Source organism: Flavihumibacter sp. UBA7668 (genome assembly GCF_002483205.1).
In the GTDB taxonomy this organism is placed as follows: Bacteria; Bacteroidota; Bacteroidia; order Chitinophagales; family Chitinophagaceae; genus Flavihumibacter.
In genome coordinates, this window is record NZ_DLHM01000004.1 from 826,538 (window position 1) to 839,353 (window position 12,816).

The 12,816-nt window shown below is 41.6% G+C and carries 17 protein-coding genes; 9 read left to right on the plus strand and 8 right to left on the minus strand.

Going from position 1 to position 12,816, the window contains the following annotated elements; all coding sequences use genetic code 11:
- The first annotated feature begins 24 nt into the window (after positions 1–24).
- The 6 genes from B2746_RS11515 to B2746_RS11540 all read left to right on the plus strand — a co-directional run bounded on the left by B2746_RS11515 (position 25) and on the right by B2746_RS11540 (position 4,952).
- Positions 25–1,083: an FAD-dependent monooxygenase gene (locus B2746_RS11515; RefSeq protein ID WP_290794069.1), complete on the plus strand. Its 1,059-nt coding sequence runs from the start codon at positions 25–27 to the stop codon at positions 1,081–1,083.
- Between the two features lie 94 nt (positions 1,084–1,177).
- Entirely contained in the window at positions 1,178–1,735 is a 558-nt protein-coding gene (locus B2746_RS11520) for a DUF2975 domain-containing protein (protein ID WP_290793786.1), read from the plus strand.
- Between the two features lie 3 nt (positions 1,736–1,738).
- Complete coding sequence (locus B2746_RS11525) at positions 1,739–1,945, plus strand: helix-turn-helix domain-containing protein (protein WP_290793788.1); 207 nt, start codon at positions 1,739–1,741, stop codon at positions 1,943–1,945.
- Between the two features lie 41 nt (positions 1,946–1,986).
- Positions 1,987–2,544 (plus strand): ankyrin repeat domain-containing protein, encoded by a 558-nt coding sequence (locus tag B2746_RS11530; protein WP_290793791.1) that lies wholly within the window; start codon positions 1,987–1,989, stop codon positions 2,542–2,544.
- A gap of 25 nt (positions 2,545–2,569) precedes the next feature.
- Positions 2,570–3,619: an acyltransferase family protein gene (locus tag B2746_RS11535; RefSeq protein WP_290793794.1), complete on the plus strand. Its 1,050-nt coding sequence runs from the start codon at positions 2,570–2,572 to the stop codon at positions 3,617–3,619.
- A 40-nt stretch (positions 3,620–3,659) separates the two neighbouring features.
- The gene (locus tag B2746_RS11540) at positions 3,660–4,952 is read left to right on the plus strand and encodes an acetylxylan esterase (protein WP_290793797.1); all 1,293 of its coding nucleotides are present in this window, start codon (positions 3,660–3,662) and stop codon (positions 4,950–4,952) included.
- Between the two features lie 2 nt (positions 4,953–4,954).
- On the opposite strand, the gene B2746_RS11545 is transcribed toward B2746_RS11540, so the two are convergent.
- From B2746_RS11545 to B2746_RS11560, 4 genes are read right to left on the minus strand one after another with little or no spacing between them, the layout of a single operon-like run.
- Positions 4,955–5,530: a DUF4256 domain-containing protein gene (locus tag B2746_RS11545; protein ID WP_290793800.1), complete on the minus strand. Its 576-nt coding sequence runs from the start codon at positions 5,528–5,530 to the stop codon at positions 4,955–4,957.
- Between the two features lie 3 nt (positions 5,531–5,533).
- Positions 5,534–5,920 carry a DoxX family protein gene (locus B2746_RS11550; RefSeq protein WP_290793802.1) on the minus strand — a complete coding sequence of 129 codons (387 nt, stop codon included), beginning with the start codon at positions 5,918–5,920 and terminating at the stop codon, positions 5,534–5,536.
- A 10-nt stretch (positions 5,921–5,930) separates the two neighbouring features.
- The gene (locus B2746_RS11555; RefSeq protein WP_290793804.1) at positions 5,931–6,389 is read right to left on the minus strand and encodes an SRPBCC domain-containing protein; all 459 of its coding nucleotides are present in this window, start codon (positions 6,387–6,389) and stop codon (positions 5,931–5,933) included.
- Between the two features lie 3 nt (positions 6,390–6,392).
- Positions 6,393–6,719: an ArsR/SmtB family transcription factor gene (locus B2746_RS11560; protein ID WP_290793806.1), complete on the minus strand. Its 327-nt coding sequence runs from the start codon at positions 6,717–6,719 to the stop codon at positions 6,393–6,395.
- A 94-nt stretch (positions 6,720–6,813) separates the two neighbouring features.
- Here B2746_RS11560 and B2746_RS11565 point away from each other — a divergent pair, with 94 nt between their 5' ends.
- Positions 6,814–7,965: an exo-beta-N-acetylmuramidase NamZ family protein gene (locus tag B2746_RS11565; protein WP_290793809.1), complete on the plus strand. Its 1,152-nt coding sequence runs from the start codon at positions 6,814–6,816 to the stop codon at positions 7,963–7,965.
- A 1-nt stretch (position 7,966) separates the two neighbouring features.
- Here the strand turns inward: B2746_RS11565 and B2746_RS11570 are convergent, their stop codons facing one another.
- On the minus strand, positions 7,967–9,472 hold the full coding sequence (locus B2746_RS11570) for a glycoside hydrolase family 43 protein (protein ID WP_290793812.1): 1,506 nt from the start codon (positions 9,470–9,472) through the stop codon (positions 7,967–7,969).
- Between the two features lie 27 nt (positions 9,473–9,499).
- Positions 9,500–9,694: a hypothetical protein gene (locus B2746_RS11575; RefSeq protein ID WP_290793815.1), complete on the minus strand. Its 195-nt coding sequence runs from the start codon at positions 9,692–9,694 to the stop codon at positions 9,500–9,502.
- 136 nt (positions 9,695–9,830) lie between these two features.
- On the opposite strand from B2746_RS11575, the gene B2746_RS11580 reads away from it, so the two are divergent.
- Together B2746_RS11580 and B2746_RS11585 are read left to right on the plus strand one after the other, a co-directional pair.
- Positions 9,831–10,850, plus strand: a complete 1,020-nt coding sequence (locus B2746_RS11580; protein WP_290793818.1) for an SDR family NAD(P)-dependent oxidoreductase — start codon at positions 9,831–9,833, stop codon at positions 10,848–10,850.
- A gap of 11 nt (positions 10,851–10,861) precedes the next feature.
- Positions 10,862–11,683: a helix-turn-helix domain-containing protein gene (locus B2746_RS11585; protein WP_290793821.1), complete on the plus strand. Its 822-nt coding sequence runs from the start codon at positions 10,862–10,864 to the stop codon at positions 11,681–11,683.
- Between the two features lie 8 nt (positions 11,684–11,691).
- Here B2746_RS11585 and B2746_RS11590 read toward each other — a convergent pair whose 3' ends face one another.
- Positions 11,692–12,399, minus strand: a complete 708-nt coding sequence (locus tag B2746_RS11590; RefSeq protein WP_290793823.1) for a DUF421 domain-containing protein — start codon at positions 12,397–12,399, stop codon at positions 11,692–11,694.
- Positions 12,400–12,549: 150 nt separating this feature from the next.
- Positions 12,550–12,804, minus strand: a complete 255-nt coding sequence (locus tag B2746_RS11595; protein WP_290793825.1) for a hypothetical protein — start codon at positions 12,802–12,804, stop codon at positions 12,550–12,552.
- Positions 12,805–12,816: the final 12 nt, after the last annotated feature.

Below are 12,816 nucleotides of genomic sequence, written 5' to 3' on the forward strand. Positions count from 1 at the left end.
CGCTGGCTTTACAAAAAAACAGGTATTGCTGTAACCGTATATGAAGCAGCTCCTGAGATTAAGTCAGTTGGTGCTGGAATAATTTTAGCGATAAACGCACTTCAGGTAATGCGTGTATTGGGAGTATATGATGAAATCGTTCATCATGGTAACCGAATGGATACCATGACTGTTTCCAAACCTGATTTCAGTCCGCTTACTGTAGTTGCGCTAACCAGATTCGAAAAGGAATTCGGTACACCCAATTATGCCATACACCGGGCAGATCTGCATAAAATTCTGGCAACAGCAATCGGGAAAGAAAACATTCAGTTGAATAAACGACTGAAAAAAATCGGGACTTCCGGTGAGGGATATGCGCTTCAATTTGAAGATGGAGCTTTGGTGGAAGCACCCTTTGTGATTGGGGCGGATGGCATACATTCCATTGTTCGGCAACAATTATTTTCAGAAAACACCATTCGTTCTGCAGAACAGATTTGCTGGCGGGGATTGGTGCAATTCAATTTGCCTGAAAAATACCAGCACGACGCTATAGAAGCATGGGGCAGGGGTACCCGTTTTGGGATGGCAGAAATAGGGAAGGGGATCGTTTACTGGTACCTGGTAGTGGATGCAGCTATGGACCAGCAGGAAACTGACCTGTTCGATTTTGTTAAGGAGTATAATCCACTGGTAATGGAAATTATCAAAGCCACCCCGCATGAAAAAATATTTAAAAATCCGTTGACCGATTTACAGCCTGTTCAGGAATGGAGTAAAGATCGATTGTGCCTGCTGGGAGATGCAGCCCACGCAACTACGCCCAATCTGGGACAGGGAGCCTGTCAGGCTGTAGAAGACGCATATGTGTTAGGAGAACTTGCTAAAAAACTTCCTTTGGAAGAGGTGTTTCGAATGTATCCACAAGTCCGTCGTCCGAAAGCGCATACGATCGTACGAAGAAGCTGGACTATGGGGAAAGCGGCACATCTTAAAAATCCACTTGCAATTGGTCTCAGAAACTTGGTATTTAAATACCTGACTCCTCAGTGGGTGATGATGCGCCAGATGCGGCAACTGTTTACGCTGGATAGGATATAAACCTGATAAACAAATAAAATTTAGTATATAAAGCGTAATATTTATTGAAAAACAATAAATATTGTTATATTTGTCGTGTTAAACGTCTAATAACATGGTACTAATCAAAATCACAACCAAACATTTACTGCAGCTACTACATATTCTTACCTGGATCATTTTTCTGGGAGTCAGTTTTGAAGCGGGTGGCTTTTTATGTAATACGCTTTATACTTATTTCATAAATAATTCAGAAGCAAAATTTTATTGGGCAAATCTTGATTTATCTCCACTATTTCGGCAGGATAAAGGAGAGTTTCTGGTTATCACTTCACTTATGACAATTGCAGCTATACTAAAGGCAATCTTGTTTTATATTATAATCAAAGTACTTCTGGAACAAAAGCTGGATTTGGAAAAGCCCTTCCAACCCAAAATTGGCCGGTTTATTTTCAGTATGTCTTATGTCGCATTTGGAATTAGCCTTTTTTCGAACTGGGGTGCCAAATATACTGAATGGCTGGAAGGGAAAGGGATTCTTATGCCTGAAATTCATCACCTGCGATTAGCAGGTGCGGATGTATGGCTTTTTATGGGGGTGGTATTATTTGTAATTGCCCTGATTTTCAAAAGAGGCATTGAAATCCAAACTGAAAATGATTTAACCGTATAAGCTATGGCAATAATAGTGAACCTGGATGTGATGATGGCAAAGCGGAAAATGTCGCTGAATGAATTATCAGAAAAAGTGGGATTGACTTTATCCAATCTTTCCATACTTAAAACAGGGAAGGCGAAAGCCATTCGGTTCAGCACATTGGATACCATCTGTAAAGTGTTGGAATGTCAGCCTGCAGATATTTTGGAATACAAAGAAGACTAGCTTATCGGCGAGTAAAAATATTCACCTATACTATAACCAACATGAAAAAGCAAAACAAAATTTTGCAGGGAATTCTTATTGCCCTGCCTGTTATGGGATTCTTCCTCGTAATGACCGGTTGTAATGCACAGCCCTCCTCCAAAGCTCCATCTGTAGATATTCATACAGCAGTACTGAATGGAGATAAAAAAGCCGTTCAGCAACATATTGCTGTGCGCACCAATATCAATGAAAAGGATCCGGTAGGAGGGTCCAGTCCATTGATAATTGCAGCTCTTTTTGGTAAAACGGAAATTGCGAAGATTTTATTGGAAGCGGGGGTGGATATCAATCAGCAGAATAACGATGGATCCACAGCATTGCATACAGCTGCTTTTTTTTGCAGGCCCGAGATTGTTCAACTATTGCTGTCGAATAAAGCAGTTAAAACCATAAAAAATAAATATGGGCAGACAGCAATTGAAACCGTTAGCGGCTCCTTTGAATCGGTTCAGCCGGTGTATGAAAGTTTGGGTAAAATGCTGGCCCCAATGGGGCTAAAGATCGATTTAAACTATCTAAAAAATACCCGACCTCAGATAGTTCAGTTGTTGAAATAAAAATATAAACCTACAACAGAAAAATATGTCCAGCACTGAGCGCCGATACGATATTGATTTTCTGCGGGTAGTATCAATTGGATTACTGCTGGTTTATCATAGTGCCATTTCTTTTCAGTCCTGGGGTGTTTTGTTAGGATTTATTACCAATGGGAAAAGTTTGGATGCGCTCTGGATTCCAATGACAATGTTGAATATCTGGAGAATTCCCTTATTGTTTTTCATTTCCGGGATAGCGGTTTACTTTTCGTTTCGTAACCGCAACTGGAAACTATTACTATTGGATCGCTCCAGACGGATTTTGATTCCATATCTGGTGGGGATATTCCTGATCGTTCCCTTGCAAATAATGTTGGTTCAATATAACTATCGCCAACCATTAAGTTATCAGGCGCATGCAGCACATTTATGGTTTCTTGGAAATATAATGGTGTATCTGGTGGTTCTTTTGCCCCTATTTAGTTATTTGAAAAGAATGGAAACAGCTCCTTTTTCTCAAAGAATCAAACAATGGCTAAATGCGCCAACCCTGATTTTATTACAGCTCCTCTTTTTAATGGTTGAAGTACTCCTGCTTAAGCCAATCTTGTTTGAAATGTATGCTATGACATGGCATGGCTTTTTCCTGGGAATGATTGCTTTTTTGTTTGGTTATCTTTTTAGTTGGGTTGGTTTCTCTTTTTGGCAAAGTATGGTTAAATGGCGATGGTTATTTTTGATGATAGCGATTTGTTTATATGCATACAGAATAATTCAATTGCCGGCAAAATCAGTTCCGTATTTATTGGTTTTGGAATCCAATGCATGGATACTTGCTATCTTGGCAATAGGTAACCGATATTTTAATAAAGGAAGCAGGCGGCTATCCTATCTTAGCAGGGCAGCTTATCCGGTTTATATTGTTCATCTTTTTTTTCAATTTTTAGTTTGTTTGCTGTTGTTTCCATTGGAGATCAATCTTTGGCTGAAATTTATTCTGGTAGTGTTGTTCACCATATTATTGAGTTTACTCAGTTACGAATGGATACTAAGAAGATTTCGGGTCACCCTGATTATTTTCGGTATTGCCAACTGATTCTGATTTATATTCGGGATGACTAATCAAATAAACGATAATGAAAGCCTGTTCTTTTTTACTCAGCTTACTGCTGCTTTTTACCGGAATTCGTACAATTGCCCAACCAGCGGAGCAATTGGTTAAAATAATAGTTGCTCCTGATCATACCAACTGGGTCTACCAGCCGGGTGAAAAGGTGAAATTTGGTGTGAGTGTTTATCAATCTGGTAATCTGCTAAAAGATATAATGGTTCAGTATGAAATAGGTCCGGAAAAATTGAAACCAACCCTTATTGATTCTGTGAAATTAAAAAGCGGGCAGCTTCTGCTGGATGCCGGCACTATGAAGAATGCGGGGTTTCTTCGCTGTGTTGTAACGGCAACGGTTAATGGAAAAGTTTATCGCGGACTCGCAACAGCCGGTTTTAGTCCGGATAAAATTAATCCTACCGTGGAATTGCCGGCTGATTTTACCAGTTTCTGGAACAATGCAAAAGAGGAACTTGCAAAAATTCCGATGGATGCAAAAATGGTATTACTACCTGAGCGGAGTTCCGAAAAAGTAAATGTATATCATCTGAGCCTCCGAAACATCGGTAATTCCCGCGTTTATGGAATTCTTTGCGTACCCAAAGCGCCCGGAAAATATCCGGCTTTATTGAGGGTACCGGGTGCAGGAATCCGACCCTATCGGGGAGATGTGGCAACCGCAGAAAAGGGAATTATCACCCTTGAAATAGGCATTCATGGAATCCCTGTAAACCTGGATGATGAAGTGTATGCAAACCTTAGTGCAGGCGCATTAAATGGTTATCCTTCCATTTCTATGGATGATAAAAACCGATTTTACTATAAACGGGTTTACCTGGGATGTGTACGGGCCAATGATTTTTTGGTGGCTCTTCCGGAATACAATGGCAGGAGTCTGGGTGTATGTGGCGGTAGCCAGGGTGGAGCACTTTCAATTATTACAGCCGGTCTGGATCAGCGTGTAAATTACCTCGCTGCATTTTACCCTGCATTGAGTGATGTTACAGGTTATCTGAAAGGGCGGGCAGGCGGATGGCCGCATTATTTCAATGAGCAGAATAAAACCTTTAATTATACACCTGCAAAACTGGCCACAGTTGGATATTATGATGTGGTGAATTTCGCCCGCCAACTAAAAGCAACCGGTTATTATGCATGGGGATTTAATGACGAGGTTTGTCCACCTACTTCTATGTATGCAGCCTATAATGTAATCACCGCTCCGAAAGAGCTGGAACTTTTTCTGGAAACCGGTCACTGGACTTTTCCGGAAGAACGGGATCGGTTTAATAACTGGATATCAGAGAAGCTGCTGAAATAGAGTTAAACTCTTAACGATCCCCGGAAGCCCCGGGCGGCATAATAGGATTCTGCGCCATTGTGGTAGATGAATACCCGATCGAAGCGCTGATCTCCAAATATGGCTCCGCCTAATTTGCGGACAGGAGTTGGAGTACGTAACCAACTGGAAGTTTTAAGATCGAATTTGCCCAGTAGTTGTAGAGTCTGGTATTCTTCCTCCGTAAGTAGTTCAATGCCCATTTCAGCAGCGGCATTCATAGCACTGTCTGCCGGTTTATTGGCTTTTCTTGATTCCAGTGCTTCCTGGTCATAGCAATAACTTCTTCTGCCAGCCGGACTTTCAGGGGAACAATCAAAAAAAATGTATTCATCTGTTTTTTTATCGAAGCCCACCACATCAGGTTCTCCGCCGGATGCTTCCATCTGATCAAGTGACCATAGTTTGGCAGGCTCGGCTTCCAGTTTGGTCTGAACTTTCCCCCAATCCAGTCCTTTATGGCGGTTGGTGTTTTTTTCAAATCGGGCTTTTAAAAGAGAGAGAATTTTTTTCTGCTCTTCGGCTGATAGTTTCTTTTTGGTAGTAGCATTCTTGCTCATGGATTATAATTTACTTGTTGAAACAGAAGATGTTTTTACTGGTCGGAAATACCAGGATAACAGAAGTAAAAGTAAAGAGAATAACGAAGGGAAAATCAGGCGAAAATTGTCACCGTTAGCTATATGCGAATATACAGCTCCCGTCATCAGGAAGAAAAAGCCAGCATAGGCCCAATCTTTCACAGAAGAAAATTTTGTAAACAAAAGTGCGATTATCCCCAGCATTTTACAGAACCCAATAAATTGAAGAATATACGCAGGATATCCCAGGTGATTGATAAAATCACCTTCATTTTTGATTTTAAATAATTGTACGATTCCGGTAGAAACCATACTTAAACAAAACCAGCCAGTAGCAATCCAATAAATTATTTTATTTCTTTTAGACATGGTTGTTGGTTTATCGGTTAAATATTTTCTGCAAACGATTATGTGCCATATTGATTCCCTGGGCAAAAGGTAATTGCAGGATTTCATCACGTACTTCAACCGACCTGTAGAGTACGTGCATGGATAATCTGGAACGATCTTCGTCAATTGCTTCAAATTCCAGAAACTCGAGTTGGGGACCAAAGGAACTATTCTCCATTTCAAATGTCCGAATAATAGAATGGTTGGGATTGAATGCATGAATGGTTCCACTGAAAGGGTGTTTATTCCCAACCGGATCCGTCGTTTCAAACTGGTAGGACCCATGCCGTTTATTGTCCAGTTTGATTACTGTAGTACCCATCCATTGTTCAATCAATGCTGCTTCTTCGTAGGCTTTGAACAAAAGTGTCAACGGCAGATCAAATTCGCGTGTAATACGGATTTCCTGTTTGCCGTCAACTGCATGGATTTGTGTTTTACGTTCCATTCTTTATTTTTTTGAGGATTTATATTTTTTCATAACTGCTTCCAGTTTATTAAATCGATCCTCCCATAAATTCCGGAAGGGTTCAATGAAATCAGCTACTGCTTTCATTTTTTTTGCATTGAAATGATAAACTATTTCTCTTCCGTTCTGCTCCTGTTCCAATAACTCACATTCCGTTAATATCTGCAAGTGTTTTGAAACTGTGGGACGGGCCGTATCAAAGTTCGCTGCAATGGCACCGGCGGTCATGGATTGGGAAGCTACCAGCAGCAATATGGCTCTTCTGGTGGGATCGGCTATTGCCTGGAATACATCTCGTCTCAGGTTCATTGTGTAGTTATTTGACTACAAATATATATGTAGCTATTTGACTACACAAATTTTTTTTGAACTTTCTGTTATATTCGGGAATGAAGAATAGTTTATGGTGATATGCGGAATTGATACGCTCGATGGTTTTTCAGCCAATGAAAAAAAACTGCGATGGGGACTCGTTACGAATGAAGTAGCATTAACTGAAAGTGGCGAACGAAGCCGTGTACATCTGATGAAAACGGGGTTTCATCTGATCCGGTTATTTTCTCCCGAACATGGCCTGTATGCAATTGGAGCGGATGGCGAAAAGCAGTTGGATGGGAGGGATGTAATAACCGGACTGCCGATCACAAGTTTATATGGAGAAAAAATGGCACCGGAAGCTCAGGATCTTTCTGATCTGGATGCGATACTGTTTGATATTCCGGATGTGGGCTGCCGATTTTATACTTATCTGTGGACCCTGACACTGTTTATGGAAGCCTGCGCCCGGGAACAAAAAAAACTGATCGTTTTGGATCGGCCGAATCCAATTGGTGGAGATCTGGAATTGGCTGAAGGTCCCCTGCTGGACGAAATTAAATGCAACTCATTTATTGGGCGATGGCCTATTCCTGTGCGGCATTCCTGTACAATTGGTGAACTAGCCGCTTATTTTAGATCCACTCGCCTTCCTGGGCTGGACCTTCAGGTTATTCCCATTCAAAACTGGAACCGGTTGAATACCGCAGTGGAAGCAGGCTGGCCATTTCTTCCAACCTCACCGGCAATCCGTGATTTGGAAACGGCCATTTTATATCCGGGTACCGGTTTATTGGAAGGTGTTTTTATTAATGAGGGCCGTGGAACAGAGAGACCATTTACACAATTAGGTGCCCCCTGGATAGATGGATCCTTACTTGCCAAAGTCTTTAGCCAACTTGGGTTATCCGGGGTGCAGGCCTATGCCATAACTTATATTCCCAATTCCGGCATATATGCAGGCGAAACCTGCGGAGGAATACAATTTCAAGTTACTGATGCAAGGATTTTTCACCCTGTTAAAATGGGCGTTGAAATAATTCGACTGCTTTGCCATTTATACCCGGAACAGTTGATTGAAAGAAATTATTATACTGCTGCCAATCCGGCTGGAACCAAACATCTGGATAAATTATTGGGGGTTCCGGATGCTTTCAATCGGCTCAAAACGGGAGAGGAATTTTCAACGGATATTGCTGCAGATTGGAAAAAGGAAATAGCTGATTTTCTGATTTATTGATTTATTCCAGTATAAATTGTGTGAAAATGGCATATTCCATTTCATTTCCCCTGAAATGCAGGCCGGGTCTCGGACTGCGATCCCATTGTGGTAGAAAATTGGCAAATACAGGTTTGTTTGTAGAAACTTTCTGCCAATCATCTTTTCCTGATTTGTAGTAGAATTGACAAAGATGATTGGTATCAACCGAAAGTTTTAATTCAACAGTATTGGAGCTTTGCAGTGGTAAAGATTGAAGAACCGTAAATTGTTGATCCCTCACCACCCATATCTGAAGCTGATTTCCTGCAAGTCCCAATCCCAATGCCGCTCCGGCATCACCATAATAAGCAAGTCCGCGTAGAGCCGAACTTTGACCACTTAATTTAGTACTGATGGCAAAATCTGCTTTGGAAGGCCGAACAGTCAAAACAATTCCAGTAGGATTATTACTGGTAGCGGCGCCGCTTAAACGCAATTGATTATTGGATTGTTGGATAACCGGACTGCTATGGCGCCAATCCCATTGCCAGTGCAGTGCCGGCACTTTGCCATCAAATGAATCATAAATGCTGGCTGCTGAACTTTTCAATTTAACAGGAGCCTGTTGTTTGTAAACCGGCCAGCCATTTTCCTCTGGCCAAACCAATTCTGCCAATTGACCCTGACGGCCGGTATATACAGTTGATTCTTTGTTATAGGCATGGTACAGGTACTGATAGCGTCCCTTTTTATCTTGCACAAAAGTTCCATGACCGGAGCATGTCCAATCTTTATTTTCAAATAGGATGGGATTCTGCGCAAAGCGTTCATAAGGACCTTTGAAGGCTTTGGATCGGGCCACCTGAACATTGTAGTCGCATTTCAAGCCACAACAATTTCCTGCAGAATAGAACAAATAGAAATAACCGTCTTTTTTGATAAAGCTTTGTCCCTCTAATCCAACTCTGGCATCATCTTTTAGCAGACTAAATACTTCCCCTTCTGCCCGCAGGCCATCTGCTGATAGTTTCATTGCAAGGATTTCAATTGGTCGTTTATCGAGTCCGTATGCCTTAAAGCTTATATAATGCTGGCCCTTGTCTTCCACAATAAAGGCATCAATAGCTTCATTACCAAAATCAACAATAACCCCTTTATCTACAAAGCCATGGTCGGGGTATTTTGATACGGCCACTCCCATGCAGGAAATATTGTCTTTTTTGCGTCGGGCTGTATAGTAGATATAGTATTGACCATTCATGAAATAATATTCCGGCGCCCAAAAAGAACCTGCTGTCCATTCGGGTGCTTTGTCAAATACATATCCAACGGGTTCCCATTTTTGTAAATCACCCGACCGGTAAATCGGGAAATGGGGAGCCCATTCGGAAGAGGTTCCAACTGCATAATAATTTTTACCATCGCTGATAACTGAAGGGTCAGCAAAATCGCCGGGAATAACGGCAGGAATGGATTCCTGTGCCTGACAAATAAATATAAATCCAAGTATGCATGCAGAAAACGTAGAAATGAAATATTTGATCATTCTACAATTGTAACAATTTTGTGATACTTAATTTTGTTTATTCTTGTTATTTTTCGTATCATCTTTGTCGTTTTCTTCTGCCTCTTCGCGGATATTTTGCATAATAGAAGATACTGGGCCCTCCATATTTTCCTGTGGGTCAGTGGTGTTGGTGGTTTTAGGATCTGGTTTCAATGCCGGATTCTTTTCTTTATCCTTTTCAGGATATTTTTCTTTTGCCATAATCGTTGTTTTATAGGGTCATTGCAAAGACCAGACCACCGTATTTAGCGAGCTTTTAAACAAAGCAAAATCGGACGTCTGAACAAAGTCGGACAAAAATGGGAGGTTTAGTTTTGTATCAATAAAAATATAAAGCATGATACAGAACAATTACCAGGGACAATTACAAATACCAATTCAATCCGGATTTACAGCAGATTCAACTACAGCAGATGTAATTAAGGGAATTGATTTAAGAGGGAAAATTGCCATCGTTACAGGAGGCAATGCCGGCATTGGATTGGAAACTGCCAGAATACTCGCAACTGCGGGAGCAAGGGTGATAGTTGCAGCAAGGGATCTTGAAAAGGCAAAGAAAAATCTGCAGGGAATTCCGGGTGTTGAGATAGAGGCACTGGATAACATGGAGCCGGCAACCATAGAGTTATTTGCCGAGCGATTTTTAGCATCTGGCAGACCATTGCATTTGTTGATTAATAATGCCGGTATAATGTGGGTGCCGTTTCGGAAAGATAAACGGGGATTTGAATCCCAATTGGCAACCAATTATCTTGGACAGTTTCACCTGACCGCCCGGCTTTGGCCTGCATTGAAGAAAGCGAATGGCGCAAGGGTGGTGAATGTTTCCTCTCTTGGTCATCATATGGCTCCATTAAATTTTGAGGACCCGAATTTTGAGTTGCGTGCATATGAAACATTGCAGGCATATGGGCAATCTAAAACTGCCAGCAATTTGTTTGCAGTTGAGTTGGATGCCAGGGGAAGTCGGCATGGTGTTCGTGCTTATTCTGTTCATCCCGGATCAATAGCCGGTACGGAATTGGCAAGAGAAGCACCGGTTGAATTGTTTCAACAAATGGGTTTTTTGGATGAAAAAGGGGAATTGCGTGCGGAGGTGCTGGCCAACTTAAAGACGATTCCGCAAGGGGCAGCTACCACGGTATGGGCAGCTACCAGTAAGGCGCTTGATACTATAGGCGGCGTTTATTGTGAAGATGGAGATATTGCTGAACTTGTAACAGCAGATTCAAAAGGGGGGTTGAATTCAAAACTTCATGTAAGTGGTGTAATGCCTTATTCAGTAGATGAGCAAAATGCGAAAAGACTTTGGAAACAAACGGAAGAAATGATTGGTTTAAGATTTGAAATAAACTAAATTTCGATCCAATGCAGTATGAAGCAAAGTATATAACAGCGGATATAAAGCTTTCCTGCTATCAGGATAAATTCTTTAAATCGGATATCCTGTTCGAGCACCATATGCTGATCTGGTTTCTATCAGGAGAAACTAAAATTATTCGTACGGAGGGTACATATTTTTTTAAACAAGGAGATATTTTTTTGATACCCAGAAATCAGTTGGCCACCATCATCAATTATCCCAAAGATGGATTGCCTCATAAAACAGTGGTGATGCACCTGACCAGCGACTGGCTTCGCAACTATTACAACAAAATTGAACCAAAGCGACAGAGCGGGGAGGGGAATCGGATCCTGCATTATTCCAATCATCCTTTGTTGGAAAGTTGCCTGTCCTCTTTGATTCCCTATTTTGATATGGAGGAGTTGCCTGCAGGACTTGCGGATTTAAAAATTACGGAAGCAGTAACCATACTTCGTTCAATCGACACCGGTATAGACACCATCCTTAGCAACTTTGAGGAGCCGGGGAAAATTGATCTGGCAGCCTATATGGAACGAAATTTTATGTTCAATTTACCCTTGGAAAAATTTGGTTATCTGACAGGCAGAAGTCTGACAGCATTCAAGCGCGATTTCAAAAAAATATATGCCAGCACACCGCAGCGCTGGTTAACGAAAAAACGGTTGGAGCTGGCTCATTACCAGTTGGTCGAAAAGAAAAAGAAACCCATTGATGTTTGTTATGAAGTTGGCTTTGAAAATCTGTCCCATTTTTCCTTTGCCTTTAAAAAGCAGTTTGGGTATGCGCCGACAGAGTTGGTTTTTGATGTCCGATCTGCACAGTAAATGATTTTTTATTGTACCCGTTTTCGCGAAACCGCTTTGACCCATTTATTTTCTTTGCAGATGGGGCAATTGGTTCGCGTCAGGGCCTTTAATTGCTCCGTTTTACCACAATGCACACAGGCGTATATGCCCGATTCGGTGATGTTTAATAATTGGTTCTGAAATTCATGAGGCAGAATTGGCAGGCCGGGTCGCATCTCTTCATCGCTAAACGGAAAAACGCTTACTTCGCCAGAAACTTCCAGGTATGCGCGATGCACTTGTCCGATATGTGAAATGCCCTTAACCCGTAGTTCCGAAAAAAATTCATCCTGGGCAAGGTCTTCCTTATCGAAGCTTTCTACACAAAACCGGCCATCTTCAATTAGGCAGATGGTTTTCCCTTCTACCAGTTGCTCCACTTTTTTAGATTTTGTAATAAAATAGGTTGTGATCCGGTATACGGATATGATTGTCACAAACACAGTGATGGCCGATAATAACCCAACTTCCTTGTAAAACATCGGGTCGCCCGCGGCAGAACCAAGACCAATAATAACCACGAGTTCAAATATAGTAAGCTGCCGAACACCCCGTTTTCCCATCAGCCGAAGGCCTACTACCAGCACCAGATACATGACTACCGTTCGAAACAAAATTTCTGCCAGGAACCAGACATCCTGTTCACCAAATAAGAGTGCTTCAAGTTCGGGTAAGAAGGTAAGCAGGAAAGGCATATGGAAAAATATTGCAGCAAATTACTCAATTTGCTGTTGAGCCAGCGCTTGTCTTTGCGCATTTCGGTAAACAAACATATTTCGCCGGAGGGTATGCCCAATAAGGGATCATACCGAAAAGTTGGGGGATCACCACTTTAGGGTGAAAAATTAATTCGAACAAAAAAAAACTCCTAATTCAACGATTTGAAGGGATTTCAATTTTATCAGCGCACAACTGGACGGAACCCGAAAATGTAGAAAAAATTCAGTTTGGTTACTATCCATCAGGTCGCAACAATGAGATAAATCAAGAATTGCGCCTGTCACTACCGCTTCATCCATCTTATCAGCATTCTCTTTCGTATTGGCCCATTCATAAGCACCGTCATAGTTGTTTTCCAGGAAATACATTCCATGTCCCAATCGCTTAAATGG

Excerpts from the sequence above, each read along its gene's own strand:
- B2746_RS11575 (WP_290793815.1), bottom strand. The coding sequence starts at position 9,694 with ATGGCAAAAGAAAAATATCCTGAAAAGGATAAAGAAAAGAATCCGGCA.
- B2746_RS11530 (WP_290793791.1), top strand. The coding sequence starts at position 1,987 with ATGAAAAAGCAAAACAAAATTTTGCAGGGAATTCTTATTGCCCTGCCT.
- B2746_RS11580 (WP_290793818.1), top strand. The coding sequence starts at position 9,831 with ATGATACAGAACAATTACCAGGGACAATTACAAATACCAATTCAATCC.
- B2746_RS11570 (WP_290793812.1), bottom strand. The coding sequence starts at position 9,472 with ATGATCAAATATTTCATTTCTACGTTTTCTGCATGCATACTTGGATTT.
- B2746_RS11585 (WP_290793821.1), top strand. The coding sequence starts at position 10,862 with ATGCAGTATGAAGCAAAGTATATAACAGCGGATATAAAGCTTTCCTGC.
- B2746_RS11535 (WP_290793794.1), top strand. The coding sequence starts at position 2,570 with ATGTCCAGCACTGAGCGCCGATACGATATTGATTTTCTGCGGGTAGTA.
- B2746_RS11520 (WP_290793786.1), top strand. The coding sequence starts at position 1,178 with ATGGTACTAATCAAAATCACAACCAAACATTTACTGCAGCTACTACAT.
- B2746_RS11525 (WP_290793788.1), top strand. The coding sequence starts at position 1,739 with ATGGCAATAATAGTGAACCTGGATGTGATGATGGCAAAGCGGAAAATG.
- B2746_RS11560 (WP_290793806.1), bottom strand. The coding sequence starts at position 6,719 with ATGAACCTGAGACGAGATGTATTCCAGGCAATAGCCGATCCCACCAGA.
- B2746_RS11550 (WP_290793802.1), bottom strand. The coding sequence starts at position 5,920 with ATGTCTAAAAGAAATAAAATAATTTATTGGATTGCTACTGGCTGGTTT.
- B2746_RS11540 (WP_290793797.1), top strand. The coding sequence starts at position 3,660 with ATGAAAGCCTGTTCTTTTTTACTCAGCTTACTGCTGCTTTTTACCGGA.
- B2746_RS11545 (WP_290793800.1), bottom strand. The coding sequence starts at position 5,530 with ATGAGCAAGAATGCTACTACCAAAAAGAAACTATCAGCCGAAGAGCAG.
- B2746_RS11590 (WP_290793823.1), bottom strand. The coding sequence starts at position 12,399 with ATGCCTTTCCTGCTTACCTTCTTACCCGAACTTGAAGCACTCTTATTT.
- B2746_RS11555 (WP_290793804.1), bottom strand. The coding sequence starts at position 6,389 with ATGGAACGTAAAACACAAATCCATGCAGTTGACGGCAAACAGGAAATC.
- B2746_RS11565 (WP_290793809.1), top strand. The coding sequence starts at position 6,814 with ATGGTGATATGCGGAATTGATACGCTCGATGGTTTTTCAGCCAATGAA.